This is a genomic window from Streptomyces sp. PCS3-D2 (assembly GCF_000612545.2).
Classification (GTDB): domain Bacteria; phylum Actinomycetota; class Actinomycetes; order Streptomycetales; family Streptomycetaceae; genus Streptomyces.
In genome coordinates this window covers 6,281,790-6,307,832 of record NZ_CP097800.1, presented here as the reverse complement: position 1 = coordinate 6,307,832, position 26,043 = coordinate 6,281,790, and the positions used below count along the sequence as shown (strand labels likewise).

26 protein-coding genes are annotated in these 26,043 nt (G+C 70.6%); 1 reads left to right on the top strand and 25 read right to left on the bottom strand.

What is annotated here, in order from left to right; all coding sequences use genetic code 11:
• Positions 1-60: 60 nt before the first annotated feature.
• The 10 genes from gmk to pyrR all read right to left on the bottom strand — a co-directional run bounded on the left by gmk (position 61) and on the right by pyrR (position 11,404).
• The gene (gmk, locus tag AW27_RS28265) at positions 61-624 is read right to left on the bottom strand and encodes a guanylate kinase (protein WP_078556873.1); all 564 of its coding nucleotides are present in this window, start codon (positions 622-624) and stop codon (positions 61-63) included.
• 61 nt (positions 625-685) lie between these two features.
• Positions 686-1,009, bottom strand: coding sequence for an integration host factor (locus tag AW27_RS28260; protein ID WP_037926146.1), 324 nt, complete (start codon positions 1,007-1,009; stop codon positions 686-688).
• 346 nt (positions 1,010-1,355) lie between these two features.
• On the bottom strand, positions 1,356-2,195 hold the full coding sequence (gene pyrF / locus AW27_RS28255) for an orotidine-5'-phosphate decarboxylase (protein ID WP_037926138.1): 840 nt from the start codon (positions 2,193-2,195) through the stop codon (positions 1,356-1,358).
• Positions 2,192-3,301 (bottom strand): quinone-dependent dihydroorotate dehydrogenase, encoded by a 1,110-nt coding sequence (locus AW27_RS28250; protein ID WP_037926135.1) that lies wholly within the window; start codon positions 3,299-3,301, stop codon positions 2,192-2,194. Before AW27_RS28250 ends, pyrF begins: the two co-directional genes overlap by 4 nt.
• A gap of 89 nt (positions 3,302-3,390) precedes the next feature.
• Complete coding sequence (gene carB / locus AW27_RS28245) at positions 3,391-6,699, bottom strand: carbamoyl-phosphate synthase large subunit (RefSeq protein ID WP_037926132.1); 3,309 nt, start codon at positions 6,697-6,699, stop codon at positions 3,391-3,393.
• A complete protein-coding gene (gene carA / locus AW27_RS28240; RefSeq protein ID WP_037926129.1) occupies positions 6,692-7,840 on the bottom strand; it encodes a glutamine-hydrolyzing carbamoyl-phosphate synthase small subunit in 1,149 nt (382 codons plus the stop codon). The genes carB and carA overlap by 8 nt, the downstream gene beginning before the upstream one ends.
• Positions 7,837-8,418 (bottom strand): PH-like domain-containing protein, encoded by a 582-nt coding sequence (locus AW27_RS28235; protein ID WP_037926128.1) that lies wholly within the window; start codon positions 8,416-8,418, stop codon positions 7,837-7,839. Before AW27_RS28235 ends, carA begins: the two co-directional genes overlap by 4 nt.
• Positions 8,415-9,701 carry a dihydroorotase gene (locus AW27_RS28230; RefSeq protein WP_037926126.1) on the bottom strand — a complete coding sequence of 429 codons (1,287 nt, stop codon included), beginning with the start codon at positions 9,699-9,701 and terminating at the stop codon, positions 8,415-8,417. The genes AW27_RS28235 and AW27_RS28230 overlap by 4 nt, the downstream gene beginning before the upstream one ends.
• 2 nt (positions 9,702-9,703) lie before the next feature.
• A complete protein-coding gene (locus AW27_RS28225) occupies positions 9,704-10,699 on the bottom strand; it encodes an aspartate carbamoyltransferase catalytic subunit (protein ID WP_037926124.1) in 996 nt (331 codons plus the stop codon).
• Positions 10,700-10,828: 129 nt separating this feature from the next.
• Complete coding sequence (pyrR, locus tag AW27_RS28220; RefSeq protein ID WP_037926123.1) at positions 10,829-11,404, bottom strand: bifunctional pyr operon transcriptional regulator/uracil phosphoribosyltransferase PyrR; 576 nt, start codon at positions 11,402-11,404, stop codon at positions 10,829-10,831.
• Positions 11,405-11,691: 287 nt separating this feature from the next.
• Here pyrR and bldD point away from each other — a divergent pair, with 287 nt between their 5' ends.
• The gene (gene bldD, locus AW27_RS28215; protein ID WP_030841550.1) at positions 11,692-12,192 is read left to right on the top strand and encodes a transcriptional regulator BldD; all 501 of its coding nucleotides are present in this window, start codon (positions 11,692-11,694) and stop codon (positions 12,190-12,192) included.
• 193 nt (positions 12,193-12,385) lie between these two features.
• Here the strand turns inward: bldD and nusB are convergent, their stop codons facing one another.
• The 15 genes from nusB to AW27_RS28140 form a co-directional block, all read right to left on the bottom strand.
• Positions 12,386-12,820 (bottom strand): transcription antitermination factor NusB, encoded by a 435-nt coding sequence (gene nusB, locus AW27_RS28210; protein WP_030965741.1) that lies wholly within the window; start codon positions 12,818-12,820, stop codon positions 12,386-12,388.
• Positions 12,821-12,822: 2 nt separating this feature from the next.
• Complete coding sequence (efp, locus tag AW27_RS28205) at positions 12,823-13,389, bottom strand: elongation factor P (RefSeq protein ID WP_037926121.1); 567 nt, start codon at positions 13,387-13,389, stop codon at positions 12,823-12,825.
• A 59-nt stretch (positions 13,390-13,448) separates the two neighbouring features.
• Positions 13,449-14,555 carry an aminopeptidase P family protein gene (locus AW27_RS28200; protein ID WP_037926119.1) on the bottom strand — a complete coding sequence of 369 codons (1,107 nt, stop codon included), beginning with the start codon at positions 14,553-14,555 and terminating at the stop codon, positions 13,449-13,451.
• Positions 14,556-14,725: 170 nt separating this feature from the next.
• On the bottom strand, positions 14,726-15,484 hold the full coding sequence (locus AW27_RS28195) for an AAA family ATPase (protein WP_037926117.1): 759 nt from the start codon (positions 15,482-15,484) through the stop codon (positions 14,726-14,728).
• 93 nt (positions 15,485-15,577) lie between these two features.
• Positions 15,578-16,018: a type II 3-dehydroquinate dehydratase gene (aroQ, locus tag AW27_RS28190; protein WP_031150192.1), complete on the bottom strand. Its 441-nt coding sequence runs from the start codon at positions 16,016-16,018 to the stop codon at positions 15,578-15,580.
• A complete protein-coding gene (gene aroB / locus AW27_RS28185; protein ID WP_037926114.1) occupies positions 16,015-17,106 on the bottom strand; it encodes a 3-dehydroquinate synthase in 1,092 nt (363 codons plus the stop codon). The genes aroQ and aroB overlap by 4 nt, the downstream gene beginning before the upstream one ends.
• Complete coding sequence (locus AW27_RS28180; RefSeq protein ID WP_037926113.1) at positions 17,103-17,621, bottom strand: shikimate kinase; 519 nt, start codon at positions 17,619-17,621, stop codon at positions 17,103-17,105. Before AW27_RS28180 ends, aroB begins: the two co-directional genes overlap by 4 nt.
• Positions 17,618-18,802: a chorismate synthase gene (gene aroC, locus AW27_RS28175; protein ID WP_037926111.1), complete on the bottom strand. Its 1,185-nt coding sequence runs from the start codon at positions 18,800-18,802 to the stop codon at positions 17,618-17,620. Before aroC ends, AW27_RS28180 begins: the two co-directional genes overlap by 4 nt.
• Before the next feature lie 133 nt (positions 18,803-18,935).
• Positions 18,936-19,127 (bottom strand): hypothetical protein, encoded by a 192-nt coding sequence (locus AW27_RS28170; RefSeq protein WP_037926108.1) that lies wholly within the window; start codon positions 19,125-19,127, stop codon positions 18,936-18,938.
• Positions 19,128-19,242: 115 nt separating this feature from the next.
• Complete coding sequence (locus AW27_RS28165) at positions 19,243-20,070, bottom strand: shikimate dehydrogenase (RefSeq protein WP_037926105.1); 828 nt, start codon at positions 20,068-20,070, stop codon at positions 19,243-19,245.
• Between the two features lie 6 nt (positions 20,071-20,076).
• Complete coding sequence (mltG, locus tag AW27_RS28160) at positions 20,077-21,810, bottom strand: endolytic transglycosylase MltG (protein ID WP_052031156.1); 1,734 nt, start codon at positions 21,808-21,810, stop codon at positions 20,077-20,079.
• 129 nt (positions 21,811-21,939) lie between these two features.
• Positions 21,940-22,410 carry a Holliday junction resolvase RuvX gene (ruvX, locus tag AW27_RS28155; RefSeq protein ID WP_030028999.1) on the bottom strand — a complete coding sequence of 157 codons (471 nt, stop codon included), beginning with the start codon at positions 22,408-22,410 and terminating at the stop codon, positions 21,940-21,942.
• 2 nt (positions 22,411-22,412) lie between these two features.
• On the bottom strand, positions 22,413-25,082 hold the full coding sequence (gene alaS, locus AW27_RS28150; RefSeq protein WP_037926099.1) for an alanine--tRNA ligase: 2,670 nt from the start codon (positions 25,080-25,082) through the stop codon (positions 22,413-22,415).
• The gene (locus tag AW27_RS28145) at positions 25,082-25,426 is read right to left on the bottom strand and encodes a DUF6167 family protein (protein WP_037926098.1); all 345 of its coding nucleotides are present in this window, start codon (positions 25,424-25,426) and stop codon (positions 25,082-25,084) included. Before AW27_RS28145 ends, alaS begins: the two co-directional genes overlap by 1 nt.
• A gap of 8 nt (positions 25,427-25,434) precedes the next feature.
• On the bottom strand, positions 25,435-25,902 hold the full coding sequence (locus AW27_RS28140) for a DUF948 domain-containing protein (RefSeq protein WP_078556869.1): 468 nt from the start codon (positions 25,900-25,902) through the stop codon (positions 25,435-25,437).
• Positions 25,903-26,043 lie beyond the last annotated feature (141 nt).

The following is a 26,043-nucleotide window of genomic DNA, read 5'->3' as shown; positions in this document are numbered from 1 at the left end:
AGATGGATGAAAGATGGGGCCGCCTGCGGCCTGTCGATGTCGTGGAGATCGACCGGCGATTCAGACAACTTCCATCAAGGCTAGCAGCTCACGGGCCACGTCCTCGACGGAGGTGTTGACCAGGGTGACGTCGAACTCCGACTCGGCAGCGAGTTCGACCTTGGCCGCGGCGAGCCGGCGCTCGATCACCTCGGCCGATTCGGTGCCCCGGCCGGTGAGCCGGCGGACCAGCTCCTCCCAGCTGGGCGGAGCCAGGAAGACCAGCTGAGCCTCGGGCATGGACTCGCGGACGAGCCGTGCGCCCTGGAGGTCGATCTCCAGCAGTACCGGCTCGCCGTTCTCCAGGCGCTCCAGAACCGCGCCGCGCGGTGTGCCGTAGCGGTTGCCCGCGAACTCGGCCCACTCCAGCAACTCGCCGTTGGCGATCAGCTTGTCGAACTCGTCGTCATTGACGAAGAAGTACTGGACTCCGTGTCGCTCACCGGGCCGCGGCTTGCGGGTGGTGGCCGACACCGAGAGCCATACCTCGGGGTGAACCTTGCGCATATGCGCGACGACCGTGCTCTTGCCGACCCCTGAAGGGCCGGAGAGCACGGTCAGCCGCGGACGAACCTCTGCTGCCATAGAGCGATTATCCAGGTTCCCAGGACTGCCTGAGAACGCCGGGAGAACTTCAGCCGTCGCGTCAGGCGCTGGTGCTGCCGAACTCGCGCTCCAGAGAGGCGATCTGGTTGGAACCGAGACCCCGGACACGCCGGGATTCGGAGATGCCGAGACGCTCCATGATCTGCTTGGCGCGCACCTTGCCCACGCCAGGCAGGGACTCCAGCAGGGCGGAGACCTTCATCTTGCCGATGACGTCGTTCTCCTGGCCCGTCTTGATGACCTCTTGGAGCGAGGCGCCGGAGTGCTTGAGTCGATTCTTCACCTCGGCCCGCTCCCGGCGAGCCGCGGCGGCCTTTTCGAGCGCGGCTGCGCGCTGTTCAGGGGTAAGGGGCGGAAGAGCCACGCCTACGTCACCTCGGATGTCGAACTGTCGGATACGGACCGGTGGGGAACCCGAGGGCACCACACCTGACGAGCTCCCGAACAGCGATGGAACTCGTTCGCTGCGCGTTCACTCTGCTCGGAGACTAGCGGGCAACACCGCTCCAGTCAGCGAGAACGAACGAAAAGTCCTGGTCAGCCTCCACTGAACCGTACATCACGGACAAAATACCCCCGTTTTGTCCGGTGAAGGGCGTTCGAATTTCGTCAGAAAGTGCGAGACCCCGCTCCGGCCGGATGCGGAGCGGGGTCCTTCGGTGGGCCCACCGGCGCCCACAGGGGTCACGCAGGAGTTCTTCCGGCACACCTCACGCGGAAACGGCCTCGCGGATCTCGTCGGAGAAGCGGCGGGCCGCGTCGCGCAGCGCCGCGGCGTCCGGTCCGTGCCCCAGGACGCCGCGCGAGACGTTCGGGACCACGTTGCGCACGGCCTTGCCGAAGACGGTCGGCAGGTCCGCCGCGGTCGCGCCCTGCGCACCGATGCCGGGGGCCAGCAACGGCCCGTTGATCTCCAGGTCGAAGGAGGACAGGTCGCCGAGGGTGGCGCCGACCACCGCGCCGAAGGATCCCATCGGGGCGGCGTCCGCGTTCTCCGCCGCCAGGTGCGCCAGCATCGTGGCCCCGATGCTCCGGCCGTCCTCGCGGACCGCGCGCTGGACCTCTGCGCCCTCCGGGTTGGACGTCAGGGCCAGGACGAACAGGCCCGCCCCCGACGCGCGCGCCAGCTCCACCGCAGGTGCCAGGGATCCGTAGCCCAGGTACGGGGACACCGTCAGGGCATCCGAGAACAGCGGCGAGGCCGGGTCCAGGAAGGCGGAGGCGTACGCGGCCATGGTCGAGCCGATGTCACCGCGCTTGGCGTCCATGACGACCAGGGTCCCGGCCGCCCGGGCGTCCGCGACGGTCCGCTCCAGGACGGCGACGCCCCGGGAGCCGAACCGCTCGAAGAAGGCGGCCTGCGGCTTGAAGACGGCCACGGACTCCGCGAGCGCCTCCACCACCGTGCGGGAGAAGCGCTCCAGGCCCGCGATGTCGTCCTGGAGGCCCCACTGGGCCAGCAGGGCGGCGTGCGGGTCGATGCCCACGCACAGCGGGCCGCGGGAGTCCATCGCAGCGCGGAGGCGGGTGCCGAAGGGGGGCAGGGTCACGGTGCGGCCTTTCGGGTCTCGGCGCCCACCGCGTCGGCGAGCGTCGCGTACGGGCTGGCGGCCAGGCGGGCGGCCAGGCCCTTGTGGATGGCACGGGCGTAGAGCGGGCCCTCGTAGATGAAGGCGCTGTAGCCCTGGATCAGCGTGGCGCCGGCCAGGATGCGCTGCCAGGCGTCCTCGGCGTTCTCGATGCCGCCGACCCCCACCAGCACCAGCCGGTCGCCCACGCGGGCGTACAGGCGGCGCAGCACCTCCAGGGAGCGCTCCTTGACGGGTGCGCCGGAGAGCCCGCCGGTCTCCTTGACCAGGGAGGGGGCGGACTTCAGGCCGAGGCCCTCCCGCGCGATGGTGGTGTTCGTGGCGATGATGCCGTCGAGGCCGAGCTCCAGGGCCAGGTCGGCGACGGCGTCGACGTCCTCGTCCGCCAGGTCGGGTGCGATCTTGACCAGCAGGGGGACCCGGCGGTCGGTCACGGTGCGGTCCGCGGCCTCGCGCACGGCCGTCAGCAGCGGGCGCAGCGATTCGGTGGCCTGGAGGTTGCGCAGGCCGGGGGTGTTGGGCGAGGAGACGTTCACGACGAGGTAGTCGGCGTGGCGGGCGAGGCGCTCGGTGGAGGTGACGTAGTCGCCCACGGCCTCCTCCTCGGGCACGACCTTGGTCTTGCCGATGTTGACGCCCACGACCGTCCTGAAGACGGCCTCACGGGCCGCCAGACGGTCGGCGACGGCTGCCGAGCCTTCGTTGTTGAAGCCCATCCGGTTGATCAGCGCACGGTCCGGCACGAGCCGGAAGAGCCGCTTCCTGGGGTTGCCGGGCTGCGGCTCGGCGGTCACCGTGCCGACCTCGATGTGGTCGAAGCCCAGCATCGACATCCCGTCGATGGCGACGGCGTTCTTGTCGAAGCCGGCCGCGAGGCCGAAGGGGCCGTGCATGCGCAGGCCGAGCGCCTCGGTGCGCAGTTCCGCGTACCGCGGGGCCAGGGTGGCCGCCACGAAGGTGCGCAGCACCGGGATGCGGGCTGTGAGGCGGATCCAGCGGAAGGCCATGTGGTGGGCGGCTTCCGGGTCCATGCGCTTGAAGACCAGGTTGAAGAAGATCTTGTACATCGTCGAGAGGATCCCTCTGCGCTCGTGAAGAGGGGGACACCCGTCGTGAAACCGGTGTCCCCCTCCCCCTTTCCGGGCTGTACGGGTGTTCAGTCGCGGGCCGCGGTCAGGTGCTCCGCGTGCTCCTGGAGGGAGCGGACGCCCACGTCGCCGCGGTTGAGCGCGTCGATGCCCTGCACGGCAGCGGCGAGCGCCTGGACCGTGGTCAGGCACGGGACGCCGCGGGCCACGGCCGCCGTGCGGATCTCGTAGCCGTCGAGGCGGCCGCCGGTGCCGTACGGGGTGTTGACGATCAGGTCGACCTGGCCGTCGTGGATGAGCTGGACGATCGTCTTCTCGCCGCCGGGGCCTTCGCCCTCGCTGAGCTTGCGCACGACGGTGGCGTTGATGCCGTTGCGGCGCAGGACCTCGGCGGTGCCGGAGGTGGCCATCAGCTCGAAGCCATGGGCGACGAGCTCGCGGGCCGGGAAGATCATCGAGCGCTTGTCGCGGTTGGCGACGGAGATGAACGCGCGGCCCTTGGTGGGCAGCGGGCCGTAGGCGCCGGCCTGCGACTTCGCGTAGGCGGTGCCGAAGACGGCATCGATGCCCATGACCTCGCCGGTGGAGCGCATCTCCGGGCCGAGGACGGTGTCCACGCCGCGGCCGTGGATGTCGCGGAAGCGCGACCACGGCATGACGGCTTCCTTGACGGAGATCGGCGCGTCGATCGGCAGGGTGCCGCCGTCACCGGTCTTCGGAAGCAGGCCCTCCTCGCGCAGCTCGGCGATGGTGGCGCCGAGCGAGATGCGGGCGGCGGCCTTCGCCAGCGGGACGGCGGTGGCCTTCGAGGTGAAGGGCACGGTCCGGGAGGCACGCGGGTTGGCCTCCAGGACGTAGAGGATGTCGCCCGCCATCGCGAACTGGATGTTGATCAGGCCGCGGACGCCGACGCCCTTGGCGATGCCCTCGGTGGAGGCGCGCAGCCGCTTGATGTCGTAGCCGCCGAGGGTGATCGGGGGCAGGGCGCAGGCCGAGTCGCCGGAGTGGATGCCGGCTTCCTCGATGTGCTCCATGACGCCGCCGAGGTAGAGCTCCTGACCGTCGTAGAGGGCATCCACGTCGATCTCGATGGCGTCGTCGAGGAAGCGGTCGACCAGCACCGGGCGGGTCGGGGAGATCTCGGTGGACTCCGCGATGTACGACTCCAGGCGCGCCTCGTCGTAGACGATCTCCATGCCGCGGCCGCCGAGGACGTACGACGGCCGGACGAGGACCGGGTAGCCGATCTCGTCGGCGATCGCCTTCGCACCGGCGAAGGTGGTGGCGGTGCCGTGCTTGGGAGCGGGCAGGCCCGCCTCCGCGAGGACCTGGCCGAAGGCGCCGCGGTCCTCGGCCGCGTGGATGGCCTCCGGCGAGGTGCCGACCACGGGGACGCCGTTGTCCTTGAGGGCCTGGGCGAGGCCCAGCGGCGTCTGGCCGCCGAGCTGGACGACGACGCCGGCGATGGGGCCTGCCAGGGACTCGGCGTGGACGATCTCCAGCACGTCCTCAAGCGTCAGCGGCTCGAAGTACAGGCGGTCGGAGGTGTCGTAGTCGGTGGAGACGGTCTCCGGGTTGCAGTTGACCATCACGGTCTCGTAGCCGGCGTCGCTGAGGGCGAAGGAGGCGTGGACGCAGGAGTAGTCGAACTCGATGCCCTGGCCGATGCGGTTGGGCCCGGAGCCCAGGATGATGACCGCGGGCTTGGTGCGCGGGGCGACCTCGGACTCCTCGTCGTACGAGGAGTAGAAGTACGGGGTCTTCGCGGCGAACTCGGCGGCGCAGGTGTCGACCGTCTTGTAGACCGGGCGGACGCCGAGGGCGTGGCGAACCTCGCGGACGACGTCCTCGCGCAGGCCGCGGATCTCGGCGATCTGGGCGTCGGAGAAACCGTGACGCTTGGCCTCGGCGAGCAGCCCGGGTTCGAGCTTCTCGGCACCGGCGAGCTCGTCGGCGATCTCCTTGATCAGGAAGAGCTGGTCCACGAACCAGGGGTCGATCTTCGTGGAATCGAAGACCTCCTCCTGGGTGGCGCCGGCGCGGATGGCCTGCATGACGGTGTTGATGCGGCCGTCGGTGGGGCGGACGGCGGTGGCCAGGAGCTCGTCCTTGTCACCGGGGTCGCCGACGAAGGTGAACTGCGAGCCCTTCTTCTCCAGCGAGCGCAGGGCCTTCTGGAGGGCCTCGGTGAAGTTGCGGCCGATGGCCATGGCCTCGCCGACCGACTTCATGGTCGTGGTGAGGGTGGCGTCGGCGAGCGGGAACTTCTCGAAGGCGAAGCGCGGGGCCTTGACGACGACGTAGTCGAGGGTCGGCTCGAAGGAGGCCGGGGTCTTCTCGGTGATGTCGTTGGGGACCTCGTCGAGCGTGTAGCCGATGGCCAGCTTGGCGGCGATCTTGGCGATCGGGAAGCCGGTGGCCTTCGACGCGAGCGCCGAGGAGCGCGAGACGCGCGGGTTCATCTCGATGACGATGACGCGGCCGTCGACCGGGTCGATCGCGAACTGGATGTTGCAGCCGCCGGTGTCGACGCCGACCTCGCGGATGATCGCGATGCCGATGTCGCGCAGCCGCTGGTACTCGCGGTCGGTGAGCGTCATGGCCGGGGCGACGGTGATCGAGTCACCGGTGTGGACGCCCATCGGGTCGAAGTTCTCGATGGAGCAGACGACGACCACGTTGTCGTGGCGATCGCGCATCAGCTCCAGCTCGTACTCCTTCCAGCCGAGGATGGACTCCTCCAGGAGCACCTCGGTGGTCGGGGAGAGCGTGAGGCCCTGGCCGGCGATGCGGCGCAGTTCGTCCTCGTCGTGGGCGAAGCCGGAGCCTGCGCCGCCCATGGTGAAGGAGGGACGGACGACGACGGGGTAGCCGCCGAGGGTCTCGACGCCCTTGAGGACGTCGTCCATCGAGTGGCAGATGACCGAGCGGGCGGATTCGCCGTAGCCGATCTTGGCCTTGACGGCCTCGACGACGCCCTTGAAGAGGTCGCGGTCCTCGCCCTTGTTGATGGCCTCGACGTTGGCGCCGATGAGCTCGACGCCGTACTTCTCCAGCACCCCCTGCTCGTGCATGGAGATGGCGGTGTTCAGTGCGGTCTGGCCGCCGAGGGTGGGAAGCAGCGCGTCGGGGCGCTCCTTCGCGATGATCTTCTCGACGAACTCGGGGGTGATCGGCTCGACGTACGTGGCGTCGGCGATCTCCGGGTCGGTCATGATCGTCGCGGGGTTCGAGTTGACCAGGATGACGCGCAGGCCCTCGGCCTTGAGGACGCGGCAGGCCTGGGTGCCGGAGTAGTCGAACTCTGCGGCCTGACCGATCACGATCGGGCCGGAGCCGATGACCAGGACGGACTGGATATCGGTGCGCTTAGGCACGCTCGGCCTCCATCAGGGATACGAAGCGGTCGAAGAGGTACGCGGCGTCGTGCGGGCCCGCGGCCGCTTCGGGGTGGTACTGGACGGAGAAGGCCGGCTGGTCGAGCAGCTGGAGGCCTTCGACGACCTGGTCGTTCAGGCAGACGTGGGAGACCTCGGCGCGGCCGTAGGGGGTCTCGGAGACCTTGTCCAGGGGCGCGTCGACGGCGAATCCGTGGTTGTGGGCGGTGACCTCGACCTTGCCCGTGGTGCGGTCCTGGACGGGCTGGTTGATGCCCCGGTGGCCGTACTTCAGCTTGTAGGTGCCGAAGCCGAGGGCACGGCCGAGGATCTGGTTGCCGAAGCAGATGCCGAAGAGCGGGGTCTTGCGCTCCAGGACGCCCCGCATGACGGCGACGGGGCCGTCGGCGGTGGCCGGGTCGCCCGGGCCGTTGGAGAAGAACACGCCGTCGGGGGCGACCGCGTAGACGTCCTCGACGGTGGCGGTGGCGGGCAGCACGTGCACCTCGATGCCGCGCTCGGCCATGCGGTGCGGGGTCATGCCCTTGATGCCCAGGTCGACGGCCGCGACGGTGAAGCGCTTCTCCCCGATCGCGGGGACGACGTAGGTCTCCTTGGTGGCGACCTCGGCGGAGAGGTTCGCGCCCTTCATCTCGGGCTGGGAGCGGACCTTGGCCAGCAGGGCCTCGTCACGGATGCCGACCCAGGCCTCACCGGAGAAGATGCCGACGCGCATCGCACCGCGCTCGCGCAGGTGACGGGTCAGGGCGCGGGTGTCGACGCCGGAGATGCCGACGACCCCCTGCCGGACGAGCTCCTCGTCCAGGGTGCGCCGGGAGCGCCAGTTGGAGGGGATGCGGGCGGGGTCGCGCACGACGTAGCCGGAGACCCAGATGCGGGAGGACTCGGGGTCCTCGTCGTTGACGCCGGTGTTGCCCACGTGGGGGGCGGTCATCACGACGACCTGCCGGTGGTACGACGGGTCGGTGAGGGTCTCCTGGTAGCCGGTCATGCCGGTGGAGAACACGGCCTCGCCGAAGGTCTCCCCCACTGCGCCGTAGGCACGGCCGCGGAAGATGCGGCCGTCCTCCAGGACGAGTACGGCGGGAGCTTTGGCTGCTCCCCTGGTGGAGGTCGTCATCGTTCGGCGCCTTCCGTCGTGATGGATGTGTTCATGAGGTTGATCGCTTCGACCCATGCGGCGTGTTCGGCCGCGCGGTCGGAGCGGAATCCGGAGTCGATCAGCTTGTCGCCGTGCGCCCAGGTGACGACGAGCAGACCGCCCTCGGTGAGTACCTTGCCCGCGATTCCCTTGTCGAGGCGGGCGCCGCGCAGCTGCGCGGCCGGTACGAAGAAGTCGCCTGCACCCGGTCGGACCACGTCGAGGCCCGCGTCGGTGAGGGTGAGCTCGACCCGGCTGCGGACGCCCAGGCCGTGGGCGACGATCCGGTCGAGCCACTGCCCGGCGGTGGTGGAGCCGTGGTACCGGCCGGTGAGCGCCAGCCGGTGCTCGGGAAGGCCGTCCGGGGCAGCGGGGAGCTCCGGCAGATCGTTCTGCAGGGCTCCTCGCCATTTCCAGCCCTGGCGCATCAGCCAGTACACGAACGCGATGAAGACGACCAGGCCGATCACCCATGCGATGCGGGCGCCCAGATCGGTCACCTCCGCCGACTGTCGTTCGGCGGCCTCGGCGGCCAGTTGGATCACTGCAGGTGTCACGCCAGTTTCCCGTCCACGACCGTTGCCCGGCCCCGCAGGAAGGTGTAGGTGACGCGCCCCGGCAGCTCACGGCCCTCGTAGGGCGTGTTGCGGCTGCGGGAGGCGAAGTGTGCGGGGTCCACGACACCACGGTACGAGGTATCGACCAAGGTCAGGTTCGCGGGTTCACCAGCCGAGACGGGACGGCCGTGGTGGTCCAGGCCGCCGATGCGGGCCGGGGCGAAGCTCATGCGCTCGGCGACGCCGGCCCAGTCGATCAGACCGGTCTCCACCATCGTCTGCTGGACGACGGACAGCGCGGTCTCCAGGCCCACCATGCCCATGGCGGCGGCGGCCCACTCGCAGTCCTTGTCCTCGTGCGGGTGCGGGGCGTGGTCGGTGGCGACGATGTCGATCGTGCCGTCGGCGAGGGCCTCGCGCAACGCCATGACGTCGCGCTCGGTGCGCAGCGGCGGGTTGACCTTGTAGACCGCGTTGTAGGAGCGGACGAGCTCGTCGGTGAGGAGCAGATGGTGCGGGGTGACCTCGGCGGTGACGTCGATGCCGCGGGACTTGGCCCAGCGGACGATCTCGACGGAGCCGGCGGTGGAGAGGTGGCAGATGTGCACGCGGGAGCCGACGTGCTCGGCGAGGAGCACGTCGCGGGCGATGATCGACTCCTCGGCGACGGCGGGCCAGCCGCCGAGGCCGAGCTCGGCGGAGACGACGCCCTCGTTCATCTGGGCGCCCTCGGTGAGGCGGGGTTCCTGGGCGTGCTGGGCGACGACGCCGCCGAAGGCCTTCACGTACTCCAGCGCGCGCCGCATGATCACGGCGTCGTCGACGCACTTGCCGTCGTCGGAGAAGACGGTCACGCGGGCGGCGGACTCGTGCATGGCACCCAGCTCGGAAAGCTGCTTGCCCTCCAGGCCGACGGTGACGGCGCCGATGGGCTGCACGTCGCAGTAGCCGGACTCCTTGCCCAGGCGCCAGACCTGCTCGACGACGCCGGCGGTGTCGGCGACGGGGAAGGTGTTCGCCATGGCGAAGACGGCGGTGTAGCCGCCGGAGGCGGCGGCACGGGTGCCGGTCAGGACGGTCTCGGAGTCCTCGCGGCCGGGCTCGCGCAGGTGGGTGTGCAGGTCGACGAGACCGGGGAGGAGGATCTGGCCCTCGGCCTCGATGACGGTCGCGCCCTCGGCGGAGAGGTTCCGGCCGACCTCGGCGATGGTTTCGCCGTCGATCAGGACGTCCTGCGCCTCGCCGCCGAGTACCTTCGCGCCACGGATAAGGATCTTGCTCATGGTTACTTGCTCTCCTCGGTACGGGCGGGGGCGGCGGGGGTGGTCGTGACGGCCGGCTCGGAGCCGCCGAGCAGCAGGTAGAGGACGGCCATGCGGGTGGAGACGCCGTTGGCGACCTGTTCGACGGCCGTGCAGCGCTCGGAGTCGGCGACCTGGGCGGTGATCTCCATGCCGCGGTTCATCGGGCCGGGGTGCATCACGATGGCGTGCTCGGGCATCTTGGCCATGCGGTCGCCGTCCAGGCCGTACCGGCGGGAGTACTCGCGCTCGGTCGGGAAGAAGGCGGCGTTCATGCGTTCGCGCTGCACACGCAGCATCATCACCGCATCGGACTTCGGCAGCACGTCGTCGAGGCTGTACGAGACCTCGCACGGCCAGGTCTCGACACCGATCGGGACCAGCGTGGGCGGGGCCACCAGGGTGACCTCGGCGCCGAGGGTGTGCAGCAGGTGGACGTTGGAGCGCGCCACGCGGCTGTGCAGGACGTCTCCGACGATGGTGATGCGGCGGCCGGAGAGGTCCTTGCCGAGGCCGGCGTCGCGGCCGACGAGGCGCCGGCGCATGGTGAAGGCGTCCAGCAGGGCCTGGGTGGGGTGTTCATGGGTGCCGTCGCCGGCGTTGACGACGGCGGAGTCGATCCAGCCGGAGGTCGCGAGCCGGTAGGGGGCGCCGGAGGCGTGGTGGCGGATGACGACGGCGTCGGCGCCCATCGCCTCCAGGGTGAGCGCGGTGTCCTTGAGGGATTCGCCCTTGGAAACCGAGGAGCCCTTGGCGGAGAAGTTGATGACGTCGGCGGAGAGCCGCTTGGCGGCCGCCTCGAAGGAGATCCGGGTGCGGGTGGAGTCCTCGAAGAAGAGGTTGACGACGGTGAGGCCGCGCAGCGTGGGCAGCTTCTTGATCGGCCGGTCCGCGACGCGGGCCATCTCCTCGGCGGTGTCGAGGATCAGGACGGCGTCGTCGCGCGTGAGATCGGCGGCCGAGATGAGGTGGCGCTTCATCTGGATGGCTCCGTAGGTCGGGAGGGCGTGGTGCAGGCGGACTGACGTGCAGCGGACTGACGTGCAGGGGTGCGAGCGGGCAGGGCGGGGCCCGGCGCGGACCCCGCAGGGGCCCGTCGTCGAGGTGGGCTACTGTCCCGCCGCCCGGGCGGTCCGCTGGCCGAGCAGCACGGCGTCACGGCCGTCCTCCTCCTGGAGCTGGACCTTGACGGTCTCCCGCAGCGACGTGGGGAGGTTCTTGCCGACGTAGTCGGCACGGATCGGCAGTTCGCGGTGGCCGCGGTCGACGAGCACGGCGAGCTGCACGGCGCGGGGGCGGCCGAGGTCGCCGAGGGCGTCGAGCGCGGCGCGGATGGTGCGGCCGGAGAAGAGGACGTCGTCGACGAGGACGACGAGGCGGCCGTCGAGGTCGTCGCCGGGGATCTCGGTGCGACCGATCGCACGGGCGGGCTTCATCCGCAGGTCGTCGCGGTACATGGTGATGTCGAGGGAACCGACCGGGATCTTCGTGCCGGTGATCTCTTCGAGCTTGGCGGCCAGACGGCGGGCCAGGTGCACGCCGCGGGTGGGGATGCCGAGGAGCACCACGTCGTCGGCGCCCTTGGCGCGTTCGACGATCTCGTGGGCGATGCGGGTCAGGACCCGGGCGATGTCCTGCGCCTCCAGTACGGGGCGCGCGGAATCGGAGTTCTGCTGGGCGTCCATGAAAAGGACCTCCTTCTCCGCCTCACGGGACGGACCTTAAAGGACGTCTGATGTACGTCTCACACGGTACCAGGGAGGCGGTGGCGGGTCGGCACCCGGGGGTGGCGCGGGGGCGCGCACGGGGCTGTCGGCGCCGCCCCGGCGGGGGGACGGAGACCATTCGGCTTGACGCATCCAAGTAACGCTGCGTAACCTCACAGTGAGTTACCAGCCGCGCGGCGGAGCCGCACGTAGTTACGTAGTCGCAGTGTCCATGCAGTCACAGCGTCACAGCGTCCGGGAGCGTTATGTCCAGCGAATACGCCAAACAGCTCGGGGCCAAGCTCCGCGCCATCCGCACCCAGCAGGGCCTTTCCCTCCACGGTGTCGAGGAGAAGTCGCAGGGCCGGTGGAAGGCCGTGGTGGTCGGGTCGTACGAGCGCGGGGACCGCGCCGTGACCGTCCAGCGCCTTGCCGAGCTGGCGGACTTCTACGGGGTGCCGGTGCAGGAACTGCTGCCGGGCACGACTCCCGGCGGAGCGGCCGAGCCGCCGCCGAAGCTGCGCCTCGACCTGGAGCGTCTGGCGGGCGTCCCCGCCGAGAAGGCCGGTCCGCTGCAGCGTTACGCGGCGACGATCCAGAGCCAGCGCGGCGACTACAACGGCAAGGTGCTGTCGATCCGCCAGGACGACCTGCGCACCCTGGCCGTCATCTACGACCAGTCGCCCTCGGTCCTGACCGAGCAGCTGATCAGCTGGGGCGTGCTGGACGCGGACGCCCGTCGCGCGGTGGCGCACGAGGACGCCTGATCCTCAAGCCCCCCACCAGCAGAAACGTTACCGGTGGCCGCCGGACCCCCACAGGGGTCCGGCGGCCACCGGCTTTTCTTCTCCCCCGCGGCGACGGCCGGAAAGGCGGCGCCGACAACGGAAGGGCCCGCAGCACAGGTGCTGCGGGCCCTTCCGAAAGGCGGTGCCGGTGCTGCTGTGGGGCGGCGTGCGGTCAGCTCTCGCTGCGCCGCAGGCTCGGCTTCAGGTCCTTGAAACGGGCCAGCAGCCCGTTGACGAACGAGGGCGACTCGTCCGTCGAGAACTCCTTGGCCAGCTGGACGGCCTCGTCGATGGCCACGGCGTCCGGGGTGTCGTCCACCCAGATCAGCTCGTAGGCACCGAGCCGCACGATGTTCCGGTCCGCGGCCGGCATCCGGTCGAGGTCCCAGTCCACGGCGTAGGTGACGATCAGGTCGTCGATGCGGTTCACCTTGTCGGCGTACCCCTCGACGAGATCCATCGTGAAGGCGCTGACCGGCGGCTGCCGGTCGTCCGAGCGCGCGTGGCGGATCCAGTCCGCGAGGACCTCGCGGACGGACACCCCGCGCTGGTCGGCCTCGAAAAGGATCTGGAAGGCGCGCTTGCGCGCGTTGCTCCGGGCAGCCACGGTTAGCTGTTCACCCGGCCGAGGTAGTCGCTGGTGCGGGTGTCGACCTTGACCTTCTCGCCCGTGTTGACGAAGAGCGGGACCTGGATCTCGTGGCCGGTCTCCAGCGTGGCGGGCTTGGTGCCACCGGTGGAGCGGTCGCCCTGGACGCCCGGGTCGGTGTGCTGGATGACGAGCTCGACGGCGGCCGGGAGCTCGACGTAGAGCACCTCGCCCTCGTGCTGCGCCACGGAGGCGGTGAAGCCCTCGATGAGGAAGTTGGCGGCGTCGCCGACGGCCTTCTTGTCGACCATCAGCTGGTCGTAGGTCTGCATGTCCATGAAGACGAAGTACTCGCCGTCCATGTACGAGAACTGCATGTCACGGCGGTCGATGGTGGCCGTCTCGACCTTCGTGCCGGCGTTGAAGGTCTTGTCGACGACCTTGCCGGAGAGCACGTGCTTGAGCTTGGTGCGCACGAAGGCCGGGCCCTTGCCGGGCTTGACGTGCTGGAACTCGACGACGGACCAGAGCTGGTCACCGTCGAGCTTGAGCACCATGCCGTTCTTGAGGTCGTTCGTGGAAGCCACGGTTGCGGAATCTCCTGCACTGGAAGACCACGGGTGCACGCACCACCCGGCAGTGCGGGCTAGAGTGCGAGCAGCTCCTTGGTCGTAATGGTGAGTAGCTCGGGACCGCCGTCCGCCTCGGGGCGTACGACGAGCGTGTCATCGATCCGGACACCTCCCCGGCCCGGGAGGTGAACCCCCGGTTCGACGGTGACCGGCACGCAAGCGTCCAGTTTACCCATTGCCGTAGGTGCAAGCTGCGGGTCCTCGTCGATTTCGAGGCCGACGCCGTGTCCCGTCCACGGGGCGAGGGCCTCCGCGTGCCCCGCGGCGTCCAGTACGGACCGGGCCGCGTGGTCGACCTCGCGGTAGGCGGCGCCCGGCAGCAGCGCCTCGCGTCCCGCCCGCTGAGCGGTGAAGACGCAGTCGTAGAGCTCGATCTGCCAGTCGGCGGGGGTGGTGCCGATGACGAAGGTCCGGCCGATCTCGCACCGGTAGCCGCGGTAGTTGGCGCCCAGGCAGACCGAGAGGAAGTCTCCCTCCTCCACCCTGCGGTCGGACGGCCGGTGCCGGGATCGCCCGGAGTGCGGGCCGGTGCCGACGGAGGTCGGAAAGGCCGGGCCGTCCGCCCCGTGGTCGACGAGCCGCCGCTCCAGCTCCAGGGCGAGGTGGCGTTCGGTGCGGCCGACGAGGATGGATTCCAGCAGCTCGCCCAGGGCCTGGTCGGCGATCTCCGCGGCGATCCGCAGGCAGGCGATCTCCCCCTCGTCCTTGACGAGGCGCTGCTGCTCCACGGCGGTCCCGAGGTCGGCCAGGCGGAGCTTGGGCGCGACGGAGCGCAGGGCCCGGTGCCGGGCGACGGTGAGGTGGTGCTCCTCCACGGCGAGCGAGTCGGCGCGGACGGAGGCGGCGGCGTCGGCCGCGGCGACGGCGGGATCCCCGCCGCGGGCGGCCAGCACGGTGACCCGGAGGTGTTCGTCGAGCCGGCCCTCGTCGGCCTCGCCGGTGGGCGCTCCGACGCAGAACAGGGCGTCCTCGGCCGGGCCGACGAGGAGTACGGCGCCGAGCGGTGACGCCCCGGAGAGGTAGCGGACGTTCGCCGGACGCGTGATCAGCGCGGCGGCGTTCCCCGCGGCGGCGCATCGGTCGCGGAGCAGGCCCCGACGGGCGGCGTACACGTCTGACATGTCTTCGAGCCTACGAGCGCCCCGCGGATCCGGCCCGGCGAGCGCGTCCGGACGAGGCGAGGCGGGCCCGATGCCGGCGGGTCGGCCCGAGCGGCCCGCCGGGGCGCCCGAGCGGGCCCGCGGCCCGGCTCCCGGCCCTTTCCCTCCCGGGGCGTCCGCCTCCGCCGGGGCTACCAGCCGCCGGGTGCCGGCATGGCCCGGGCCAGGGCCTCGTCGAGGGCGCGGGCGGTGCCTTCGACGTCGAGATGGGAGTTGTCGATGATCGGCAGCCCGGAGCCGTACCAGCCGGCCATCCGGCCGTGGATGCGGGCGACCTCCTCGTCGGAGAGCCGCCGGTTGCCGGAGCGTTCGGCGTTGCGCTCCAGGACGATCTCCAGGCCGGGCAGGAGCACGACCGGCAGCAGTGTCGGACCGACGTGGCGTTTCCAACCGCCCAGCCCCACCACGGGCCGGTCGGGGAAGACGGCGTCGTCGAGGATGCAGGAGATGCCGTTGGCCAGGTAGTTGCGGGCCGCGAAGCCGCAGGTGCGGCGGGCGAGCCGGTACTGCGCCTCGGAGTGCTCGTTCCAGCCGGCCTGCGGGTCGGCGAAGCCGGAGCAGACCCACTCCCGCACGTCGTCCAGGCTGACGTGGGCGGTCGGCACGGGCCGAGTACTGGCCCAGTGCCGGGCCACGGTGGTCTTCCCGGCGCCGGCCGGCCCGATCAGCAGGACGGCGAGCACGGCGCCGCCGGTTCCCGCCACCGCGGGCGGCAGCGGGATGTGCCCGGTGGCTTCGGGAACCGGCGCCACCTGGGGCGGGGCCGGGTGCTGGGACGGCGGCGGGGGCGAACCCGGCCAGCCCTGAGCCGGGGGTATGGGCGGCTGCGGGGGCGCCGAAGGACGCTGCCCCGGCTGCCCCCAGCCCCCGCCACCCACTCCTTGGTGCATCCGCTGCCACTTTCGTCTCGTTCCTGCGACTGATGCGAGAACGTTATATGACCGCGGAGGCCCGGCCGTCCACCAGGCTGCCGGGCCGGTGCGTCAGGCGTCGATCTCGTCCGCCAGTGCACGCAGCGCCAGCCGGTAGGACCCGATCCCGAAGCCGGCCACGGTCCCGGTCGCCACGGCGGCGATGACCGAGGTGTGCCGGAACTCCTCGCGGGCGTACGGGTTGGAGATGTGCACCTCGATCAGCGGCGCCGTGCGCTGCGCGGCGGCGTCGCGCATGCCGTACGAGTAGTGGGTGAAGGCCCCCGGGTTGATGACCACGGGGAGCTTTCCGTCCGCGGCCTCGTGCAGCCAGCGGATCATCTCGCCCTCGTCGTTGGTCTCGCGGACCTCGACGTCGAAACCGAGCTCCTCGCCCAGCGACCGGCAGCTGTCCACCAGTCCCGCGTACGAGGTCGCCCCGTACACGTCGGGCTCGCGCGAGCCGAGACGGCCCAGGTTCGGGCCGTTCAGCACCAGCACGCGGCGGCTCACGCCGACACCTCGCCGTAGGCGGCGATCAGGTGCGCCGGGTCGGGGCCCTCCAGGACCGTCGGCTTGGCCAGACCGTCGAGGACGATGAAGCGCAGCAGGTTGCCGCGGGACTTCTTGTCGACCTGCATGGTCTGGAGCAGCTTGGGCCACTGGTCGCCGCGGTAGGTCAGCGGCAGCCCCACGGAGGCGAGGACCGCCCTGTGCCGGTCGGCGGTGGCGTCGTCGAGGCGGCCGGCGAGCCGGCCGAGCTCGGCGGCGAAGACCATGCCCACCGAAACGGCCGCACCGTGCCGCCACTTGTAGCGCTCATTCTTCTCGATGGCGTGCGCGAGGGTGTGGCCGTAGTTGAGCACCTCCCGCAGCCCGGATTCCTTCAGGTCGCTGGAGACGACGTCGGCCTTGACCCGGATGGAGCGCACGATCAGCTCGGCGGTGTGCGGACCTTGGGGCGTACGGGCCGCCTGCGGGTCCTCCTCGATCAGGTCGAGGATCACCGGATCGGAGATGAATCCGGCCTTGATGATCTCGGCGAGGCCGCTGACGTAATCGTTGACCGGCAGCGACTCCAGCGCCGCCAGGTCGCAGAGCACCCCGGCCGGCGGGTGGAAGGCGCCGACCAGGTTCTTGCCCTCGGCGGTGTTGATGCCGGTCTTGCCGCCGACGGCCGCGTCGACCATCGCCAGGACGGTGGTCGGAACGGCGACCCAGCGCACGCCGCGCAGCCAGCTGGCCGCGACGAATCCCGCGAGGTCGGTGGTGGCTCCGCCGCCGACGCCGACGATGACGTCGGTGCGGGTGAAGCCGGACTGGCCGAGCGCCTTCCAGCAGTAGGCGGCGACCTCGGCCGTCTTGGCCTCCTCGGCGTTCGGCACCTGGATGGCGACCGCTTCGTAGCCCTGGTCGGCGAGGTCGTCGCGCAGCGCCTCACCGGTCGAGGCGAGGGCCTCGGGGTGGATCACGGCGACCCGCTGGGCCCTGGTACCGATCAGGGAGCCGAGCTCGCCGAGCAGCTGCCGCCCGACCAGCACGTCGTACGGGTCATGGCCGGCGCTTCCGCCGACGTGGATCCGCGTCACCTGGTCTGTCATACGTCCTTCAACTCCAGAGCGTCGAGGACCGCCTGGGCGACCTCTTCGGGGGTGCGGTCGTCGGTGGCCACGACGACGCGTGCGACTTCGGTGTAGAGGGGGCGCCTGGCCTCCATCAGCTCGCGCCACTGGCGGCGCGGGTTGACGGCCAGCAGCGGGCGGGCGGCGCCCAGGCCCACGCGCCGCACGGCTTCCTCCACGTCCATCGACAGATAGGCGACGGGCAGGCCGGTCAGCAGTGCGCGGGTGCCCTCGTCGAGCACGGCGCCGCCGCCGAGGGCGAGGACTCCGGTGTGCTCGGCGACAGCGGCCTCGACGGCCTGCCGTTCCAGCCGGCGGAAGTACGGCTCGCCCTCGTCGACGAAGATGTCGGAGATCGGCCGGCCCTGGGCCGTGACGATGTCCGCGTCGGTGTCCCGGTAGGGGACGCCGAGCCGCTCGGCGAGCAGCGCCCCCACCGTGGACTTGCCGGAGCCCATGGGCCCGACGAGGACGACGAGCGGTGCGGCCGTCACCGGATCTGCAGGTGGTCGAGGTAGGCCTGGACGTTGCGGCGGGTCTCGGGGACCGAGTCGCCACCGAACTTCTCGACGACGGCGTCGGCCAGTACGAGGGCCACCATCGCCTCGGCGACGATGCCTGCGGCCGGCACGGCGCACACGTCGGAGCGCTGGTGGTGGGCCACGGCGGCCTCGCCGGTGGCGACGTCGACGGTCGCCAGCGCGCGCGGGACGGTGGCGATGGGCTTCATCGCGGCGCGGACGCGCAGCAGTTCGCCGGTGGTCAGACCGCCCTCGGTGCCGCCGGAGCGGCCGGAGGTGCGCTTGAGGCCCTCGGGCGTGGAGACGATCTCGTCGTGCGCCTTCGAGCCGGGCACGCGGGCGAGCTCGAAGCCGTCGCCGACCTCGACGCCCTTGATGGCCTGGATGCCCATGAGGGCGGAGGCGAGGCGTGCGTCGAGCCGGCGGTCCCAGTGGACGTGCGAGCCGAGTCCCACGGGGACGCCGTAGGCGAGGACCTCGACGACGCCGCCGAGGGTGTCGCCGTCCTTGTGGGCCTGGTCGATCTCCGCGACCATCGCCTTGCTGGCGTCGGCGTCGAGGCAGCGGACCGGGTCGGCGTCGAGCCTGTCGACGTCGGCGGGAGTGGGCAGGACTCCGTAGGGGGCCTTGGCCGAGGCCAGCTCGACGACGTGGGAGACGATCTCGATGCCCGCGACCTCCTTGATGAAGGAGCGGGCGACGGCGCCGAGGGCGACGCGCGCGGCGGTCTCACGGGCGCTGGCGCGCTCCAGGATCGGCCGGGCCTCGTCGAAGCCGTACTTCTGCATGCCCGCGAGGTCGGCGTGGCCGGGGCGCGGACGGGTCAGCGGCGCATTGCGGCCGGTGTCCTTGAGGAGGGAGGGGTCGACCGGGTCGGCCGACATGACGGTCTCCCACTTGGGCCACTCCGTGTTGCCGATCATGACCGCGATCGGGGAGCCCTGGGACAGGCCGTGGCGGACGCCGCCGAGGAAGGTGATCTCGTCCTGCTCGAACTTCATCCGGGCACCGCGGCCGTAGCCGAGCCGGCGCCGGGCCAGGTGATCGGCCACCAGCTCGGTGGTGACCGGGACGCCGGCGGGAAGACCCTCCAGCGTCGCGACCAGTGCCGGTCCGTGCGACTCTCCTGCGGTCAGCCAACGCAACCTGCTCAACGATGCTCCTCATGCTCGCGCCTGGTACTGCGACGGCGCGATCGGGTGCGCGGCCCGGACCCGCCTCACCCGAATCCTCCCATGTCCGGAACGGTTTCACGGGCCCCGGTCCAGCTGTCGGACGCCCCGCTGGTCAGCGGACCCGGCTGCGGCGCCCACGGAACCAGGTGGCCGCCGTCCAGACACCGAGGAACCCCACGAGCGCGAAAACCAGGCCCTTGGCCCAGATCGGCAGGTCGGCGAAGGCCACTCTGATCACGCCGTACAGCACCACGGGGATGTCCCACTTCGACGCGAGCGCCTGATCCGTGTCCGTCCCGTCCATCCCAACCCCCTGTAAAAGTGCAGGTGGACAGGGTAACGGGCGATATTACCGATCAGTAGGTGAGATTCCGCCAAGATCACTCCGCGGGCGGGAAGAGCGCTGCTGCCCCGGCGCCTCAAGAGGATCCGGAGAGGGCCGCGAGGCCCGCCCGCCGCATCACCCCGAGCGGCGCCGGGGAGCGGCCGGTCATCTGCTGCACCTGGAGAACCGCCTGGTGCACCAGCAGGTCCAAACCGCCCAGGAGGTTCCCCTCGCGCTGCGACCAGGCGGCGGCGAGCGGCGTGGGCCAGGGGTCGTAGAGGACGTCGAAGAGGGTGCCCGGTGCGTCCGGGACCGCGGCGGCCAGTTCGTCGGTGGCGCCGGCCGGGGTGGTCGCGATGACCAGGGGCGCCTCCAGCGCACCGGCCGCCTCGGACCAGTCGGCCGTACGGACGGCCACGCCGAGCCGCTCGCCCCACTGCCGCATCTCGTCGCTGCGCGCCCGCGAGCGGACGTACGCCGTGACCTCGCCGGTGCAGATCCGCGACAGCGCGGCGAGCGCCGAGGAGGCGGTGGCCCCGGCACCGAGGACGGCGGCCGAGGGCACCTTGTCGACCCCGCGCTCGTGCAGCGCGGCGACGATGCCGGGGATGTCGGTGTTGTCGCCCAGGCGCCGGCCGTCCTCGGTGAAGACGACCGTGTTGACCGCCTCGACGGAGGCCGCCGTGTCGCTGACCCCGTCCAGCAGCGGGATGACCGCCCGCTTGAGCGGCATCGTCAGCGACAGCCCGGCCCACTCGGGGCCGAGCCCGGAGAAGAAGTCCGGGAGCGCGGCCTCGTCGACCTCGAAGCGGTCGTACGACCAGTCGGCGAGGCCGAGCTCCTGGTACGCGGCACGGTGCAGCACCGGTGAGAGCGAATGCTCGATGGGCGAACCCAGCACCGCGGCCCGTATCCGTGTCATGTCCTGCTACCCGCCGTTCTTCTGCCTCTGCCGTTCCTGGAACTCGGCGACCAGCTTGAGGTGCTCGTCGTAGGTCTTGGTGAAGGTCGTCGTGTTGCCGTCGACCGACACGAAGAACATCCAGCCGCCGTGGTCAGGGTTGAGGGTAGCGGTAAGCGCGTCCATGCCCGGGTTCCCGATCGGGCCGACCGGCAGGCCCTTGATGAAGTGGGTGTTGTACGGGTTGTTGAACGCCTGCGCTTCCTTGAGGTTGAAGTTGATCTCGCTCTGGTTCTTGGCGTAGTTGTACGTCGAGTCGAACTCGATCTTCTGGTTCGTGACGTCGTTGGTCTTCTTCATGCGGTTGTAGACGACTTCGGACATCTTGCGGAAGTCGTCGTGGTTCTTGCCCTCGGCGTTGACGAGGCTGGCCACCGTGACGACCTGCAGCGGGTTCTCCAGGCCCAGCTCCTTGGCCTTGGCCTCGATGCCCAGCTCCGCGTACTTGTCGGAGGCGTTCTTGACCATCTGCTTGAGCAGCGACTCGGGGGTGCTGTCCTTGCTGAGGTCGTAGCGCGTCGGGAACAGGAAGCCCTCGAGCGGGTCCATGAGCTTGGGGTTGTTGCCGGCCCAGGCCGGCAGCCCCATGTTCTTGGCCTCGCGCAGGGCGATCTCCTTGGTGGTGCCCTCCGGTTTGCCCAGCTTCTTGTCGATCGCCTCGTACACCTTGGTGTTGCGCATGCCCTCGGTGACGGTGATGACGTTGAGCTTGGTGGGGTCGATCATCAGCGCGACGGCGGCCGCGGCCGACATCTTCTTGTTCATCGGGTAGATGCCGGGCTGGATGGACTTGCCCTTGGGGTTGGCGTTCGCCGCGTCGACGAACGCCTGGGCGCTGGCGACGACGCCGGCCTGCTTGAGGATGCGGCCCATCTGGCCCAGACCCGCACCCTTGGGGATCTCGACGTCGACCACTTCGCCGACGCCGTCGCCCGCGAAGTCCTCGGCGGGGGCGAACCTCGCCTTGATGTAGGTGTAGCCGTAGTAGCCTCCACCGCCGACCACGCCGAGGATGACCACGGCCGCGATCAGGCAGGCGGTGCCGCTGCGCTTCTTGGGCTTGCCGCCCTTCGAACGGCCGCCGCGGCGACCCGAGGGCTCGTCCGCGTCGCCGTCCCCGTCGTCGCGACCGTCGCCACCGACCGCAAGCGCGTCCTCGCGCTCCTCCTCCTGCTCGGCCGGCTCCGGCTCCAGGTGGCGCCGGCCCGGGGGCTGCGGCGGCGGGTAGGCCTCGTCCGTGCCGTAGAGGTCCGGTGTCTCCCCCGGGTAGCCGGCGGACGGGTGCTGCGCGAGGTCCGCGCCCGCGTACGGGTCGGTCTGCACCGCGGCCGTGTACTGGCCCTGGCCGGTGTCCCAGCCCTGGCTGTCGTACACGGGCTGCTGGGGCTGCACGGGCTGCTGCGCGTACTGGGGGTGCTGAGTCTGCTGCGGGGCGTACGCCTGCTGCGGGGCATAGCCCTGCTGCGGCTCCTGCTGTGCGTACTGCTGCTGGTACTCGGGGTACTGCTGGTACTGCTGGTACTGCGGCTGCTGGGGGTACTGCTCCTGGTACCGGGGCTCCTGCTGGTACTCCTGCTGCGGCGCACCGGTGAACGGCACCTGGCCCTGCTGGGTCTGGTGCCCGGTCCACCCCTGGTCCCCGTACAAGGGGTCCTCAGGGTGCCAGGGTTCGGGGCCACGGCCCCGGCCATACTCAGTCATCGGTCCCCTAGAGCCGCGAGACGCAGTGCCACGGACCTGTTCGTCCGCGGCACCCGGTTCCGCCTCTTTGACGGTGGGCGACGGCTGTTCGAATGCCGTCTCATCGCGCGGAACGTTACCGTATCGCGATCAGACAACCACTTCGACGCACTCACCAGGCGGATTACCTGATACCCGTTCGGTCTCAAGAGCGTTCTGAAGGATCACCACAGCGGCCGCCTGGTCGATGACCGACCTGCCCTTCTTCGCGTTCCTTCCGGAGGCGCGCAGCCCCTGGGCGGCGGTGACCGTGGTCATCCGCTCGTCCACCAGACGGACCGTCACCGGCTTGATGCCCTTGGCCAGTTCGTTCGCGAAGGCCCGCACCTTGGCCGCGGCCGGCCCCTCCCGCCCGCTGAGCGAGCGGGGCAGGCCGACCACGACTTCGAGGGGCTCGTACTCCTCGACGAGCTGCCGCAGCCGCCGGTGGGCGAAGGGGATGTCCCGGCCCGGAACGGTTTCCACCGGTGTGGCCAAGACCCCATCGGGGTCGCAGGAAGCGACCCCGATCCGGGCGTCCCCGACGTCGATGGCCAGGCGGCGGCCGCGGCGCAGTGTCATCGTCAGACCGTCTCCACGACGAGGCGCTCGACGGCGCTGATGGCCTCCGGGACCGCGGCCGGGTTCTGCCCGCCGCCCTGGGCGACGTCCGGCTTGCCGCCACCGCCGCCACCGAGGGTCTTGGCGGCCGTACGAACCAGGTCGCCGGCCTTGAGACCGCGCTCGCGGGCGGCCTCGTTGGTGGCGATCACGGTCAGCGGGCGGTCGTTCGCCACGGTGAAGAGGGCCACGACGGCCGGACGGTCGCCCGGGATGCGGCTGCGGACGTCGAGGACCAGCTTGCGCAGGTCGTCGGCGCCGATGCCGTCCGCCACCTGGCCCACGACGAGGGCGACGCCCTTGATGTCCTGGGCGTTCTGGGCGAGACCGGCGGCGGCCTGCAGGACCTTCTCCGCGCGGAACTTCTCGATCTCCTTCTCGGCGTCCTTCAGCTTGCCGAGCATGGTGGCGATCTTCTCCGGCAGCTCCTCCGGACGTCCCTTGACCAGCTCCTGGAGCTGGGCGACGACCGTGTGCTCCTTGGCGAGGAAGTTGTACGCGTCCACGCCGACAAGGGCCTCGACACGACGCACACCGGAGCCGATGGAGGACTCGCCGAGCAGCTTCACCAGGCCCAGCTGGGCGGTGTTGCCGACGTGCGTGCCGCCGCACAGCTCCTTGGAGAAGTCGCCGATGGTCACGACACGGACCCGCTCGCCGTACTTCTCGCCGAACTCGGCGATGGCGCCCTGCTTCTTCGCCTCGTCGATGCTCATGATCTCGGCGGTCACTTCGAGCTCGCGCGAGAGCACGTCGTTGATCTTCTGCTCGACGTCGGTGAGGACCGAGCCGGGGACGGCGTTCGGGGAGCCGAAGTCGAAGCGGAAGCGGCCGGGGCTGTTCTCCGAACCTGCCTGGGCGGCGGTCGGGCCCAGCGCGTCGCGCAGCGCCTGGTGGGTCAGGTGCGTGGCGGAGTGGGCGCGGGCGATGGCCCGGCGGCGCTTGACGTCGATGGCGGCGTACGCGGAGGCGCCCACCGTCACCTCGCCGACCTGGACGGAGCCCTTGTGCACGGAGACACCCGGGACCGGCTGCTGGACGTCGCGGACCTCGATGACGGCGCCGGTGTCGAGCTTGATGCGGCCCTGGTCGGCGAGCTGGCCGCCGCCCTCGGCGTAGAAGGGCGTGCGGTCGAGGACGACCTCGACCTCGTCGCCCTCGGAGGCGGCCGGCGCGGAGAGGCCGTTGACCAGCAGGCCGACGATGGTGGACTCGCCCTGCGTGGTGGCGTAGCCGGTGAACTCGGTGGCGCCGGAGCCGTCGGCGATCTCCCGGTAGGCGGACATGTCCGCGTGGCCTGTCTTCTTGGCCTTCGCGTCGGCCTTGGCGCGGTCGCGCTGCTCCTGCATCAGGCGGCGGAAGCCGGCCTCGTCCACGGAGAGGCCCTGTTCGGCGGCCATCTCCAGGGTGAGGTCGATCGGGAAGCCCCAGGTGTCGTGGAGCAGGAACGCCTTCTCGCCGGAGAGGACCTTGCCGCCGACGGCCTTGGTCTCGGTGACGGCGGTGTCGAGGATGTTCGTGCCGCCCTTGAGGGCCTTGAGGAAGGCGGCCTCTTCGGCGAGCGCGACGGTCTCGATGCGCTTGCGGTCGGTGACGAGCTCCGGGTACTGCTGGCCCATCGTGTTGATCACGACGTCCACGAGGTCCTGCACGACGGCGCCGGTGGCGCCCATGAGGCGCATGTTGCGGATGGCGCGGCGCATGATGCGGCGCAGCACGTAGCCGCGGCCCTCGTTGCCGGGGGTGACGCCGTCGCCGATGAGCATGACGGAGGTGCGCATGTGGTCGGCGACGACGCGCATGGACACGTCGGTGTCCTTCGCCGCGCCGTACCGCACGCCGGTCAGCTCGGTGGCCTTGTCCATGACCACGCGCAGGGTGTCGGTCTCGTACATGTTCTGCACGCCCTGCAGGATCATGGCGAGGCGTTCGAGGCCGAGACCGGTGTCGATGTTCTTGGACGGCAGGTCGCCGAGGATCGGGAAGTCCTCCTTGCCGTCGCCGGCGCCGCGCTCGTACTGCATGAAGACCAGGTTCCAGATCTCCACGTAGCGCTCGTCGTTGACCGCGGGGCCGCCCTCGACGCCGAACTCCGGGCCGCGGTCGTAGTTGATCTCGGAGCACGGGCCGCAGGGACCGGGGACGCCCATGGACCAGAAGTTGTCCTTCTTGCCCAGGCGCTGGATGCGCTCGGCGGGGACGCCGATCACGTCGCGCCAGATCGTCTCGGCCTCGTCGTCGTCGAGGTAGACGGTGATCCAGAGCTTCTCGGGATCGAGGCCGTAGCCACCGTCCGCCACGGAGCTGGTCAGCAGCTCCCAGGCGTACTTGATGGCGCCTTCCTTGAAGTAGTCCCCGAAGGAGAAGTTGCCGCACATCTGGAAGAACGTGCCGTGGCGGGTGGTCTTGCCGACCTCTTCGATGTCCGGCGTGCGGACGCACTTCTGCACGCTGGTGGCCCGGGGGGCCGGGGGCTTGGTCTCGCCGAGGAAGTACGGCTTGAAGGGCACCATGCCCGCGTTGACCAGCAGCAGAGTCGGGTCGTCCGCGATGAGCGACGCCGAAGGGACAACGGCGTGACCGCGCTCCTCGAAGAAGCTCAGCCAGCGGCGGCGGATTTCAGCCGACTCCATCAGTGGTCCTCATTCCGGTTGTACGACAGCTCTGGTCGGTTGTCGATCTGGTGGTTCTGGATGGCCCGCAGGCGCCGCGGCCCGGGAAGGGCGGTGACGTTGTCGGGCCGGTCGGGGTCCTGGTGGAGCCCCAGTGCATCGTTCAGCTCGTCCTCGCGCTGCGTCATTCCCGCTTTGACGTCGAGGGCGAAGTCCTTGAGGCGGTGGCCCGCCTCCACGGCCCTGTCGGCGGCCTGGGCCGCGAGGCTCTCCGGCGTCAGCTTCTTGAGCTGGCGGTTGACCTTGGTGGTGGCCCACACGCCGGCGGCGGCGCCGGCGGTGAACCAGAAGGCTCGGCGGAACATCGGCGGTCTCAGTCCTTCTGCTTCCGGCGCCGGGCGGACGGCACCGTTCGGCCAACGATCACAGTACGGCCACCGGCGCCGCTTCGGGTACGCCGGGCGGCCTTCGACGGGACGCCGTCCGCGGCCCCGGCGTCCCCCTTGCCGAGCGCCTTGCGGACGCCGTAGCCGAAGGCCGCGACCTTCACGAGCGGTCCGCCGAAGGCGGTGGCCACGGTGGAGGACAGCGCGGAGGCGTTGGAGGTGACTTCCTGGACGTCGCTCGCGATCGCGTCGACCCGGTCGAGCTGGGTGCGCGCGGAGCGGACGGTGCTGGAGGCGTCGGCCAGCAGCGGTACGGCCTGGTCGGTCACTTCGGACACCAGCCTCGTGGTCGCCCTGAGGACCTGCGCCAGCCGCACCAGGGCGACGGCGAGGAAGGAGATCAGGATGGCCCAGAAGACGGCCACGATGATCCCGGCCACCTCTACACCGGACACGTCACACCGCTCTCTGTCTTCAGCCGAACCGCCGGCGATTCCCACACCTGGTCCCCCGACCCTATCGCGCCGGGGATCCCCGGCCCTACCCGAATACGGGGGCGAGGTCACCCTTCTTGGACGGAGTGCATCCGGACCAGT

What these genes read in the sequence shown, in the direction of transcription:
- gmk (WP_078556873.1), bottom strand. Translation starts at nt 624, where the DNA reads ATGGCAGCAGAGGTTCGTCCGCGGCTGACCGTGCTCTCCGGCCCTTCA.
- AW27_RS28250 (WP_037926135.1), bottom strand. Translation starts at nt 3,301, where the DNA reads ATGTACAAGATCTTCTTCAACCTGGTCTTCAAGCGCATGGACCCGGAA.
- carA (WP_037926129.1), bottom strand. Translation starts at nt 7,840, where the DNA reads ATGACGACCTCCACCAGGGGAGCAGCCAAAGCTCCCGCCGTACTCGTC.
- AW27_RS28230 (WP_037926126.1), bottom strand. Translation starts at nt 9,701, where the DNA reads ATGAGCAAGATCCTTATCCGTGGCGCGAAGGTACTCGGCGGCGAGGCG.
- AW27_RS28225 (WP_037926124.1), bottom strand. Translation starts at nt 10,699, where the DNA reads ATGAAGCGCCACCTCATCTCGGCCGCCGATCTCACGCGCGACGACGCC.
- pyrR (WP_037926123.1), bottom strand. Translation starts at nt 11,404, where the DNA reads ATGGACGCCCAGCAGAACTCCGATTCCGCGCGCCCCGTACTGGAGGCG.
- bldD (WP_030841550.1), top strand. Translation starts at nt 11,692, where the DNA reads ATGTCCAGCGAATACGCCAAACAGCTCGGGGCCAAGCTCCGCGCCATC.
- AW27_RS28200 (WP_037926119.1), bottom strand. Translation starts at nt 14,555, where the DNA reads ATGTCAGACGTGTACGCCGCCCGTCGGGGCCTGCTCCGCGACCGATGC.
- AW27_RS28195 (WP_037926117.1), bottom strand. Translation starts at nt 15,484, where the DNA reads ATGCACCAAGGAGTGGGTGGCGGGGGCTGGGGGCAGCCGGGGCAGCGT.
- aroB (WP_037926114.1), bottom strand. Translation starts at nt 17,106, where the DNA reads ATGACAGACCAGGTGACGCGGATCCACGTCGGCGGAAGCGCCGGCCAT.
- AW27_RS28170 (WP_037926108.1), bottom strand. Translation starts at nt 19,127, where the DNA reads ATGGACGGGACGGACACGGATCAGGCGCTCGCGTCGAAGTGGGACATC.
- AW27_RS28165 (WP_037926105.1), bottom strand. Translation starts at nt 20,070, where the DNA reads ATGACACGGATACGGGCCGCGGTGCTGGGTTCGCCCATCGAGCATTCG.
- mltG (WP_052031156.1), bottom strand. Translation starts at nt 21,810, where the DNA reads ATGACTGAGTATGGCCGGGGCCGTGGCCCCGAACCCTGGCACCCTGAG.
- ruvX (WP_030028999.1), bottom strand. Translation starts at nt 22,410, where the DNA reads ATGACACTGCGCCGCGGCCGCCGCCTGGCCATCGACGTCGGGGACGCC.
- alaS (WP_037926099.1), bottom strand. Translation starts at nt 25,082, where the DNA reads ATGGAGTCGGCTGAAATCCGCCGCCGCTGGCTGAGCTTCTTCGAGGAG.
- AW27_RS28145 (WP_037926098.1), bottom strand. Translation starts at nt 25,426, where the DNA reads ATGTTCCGCCGAGCCTTCTGGTTCACCGCCGGCGCCGCCGCCGGCGTG.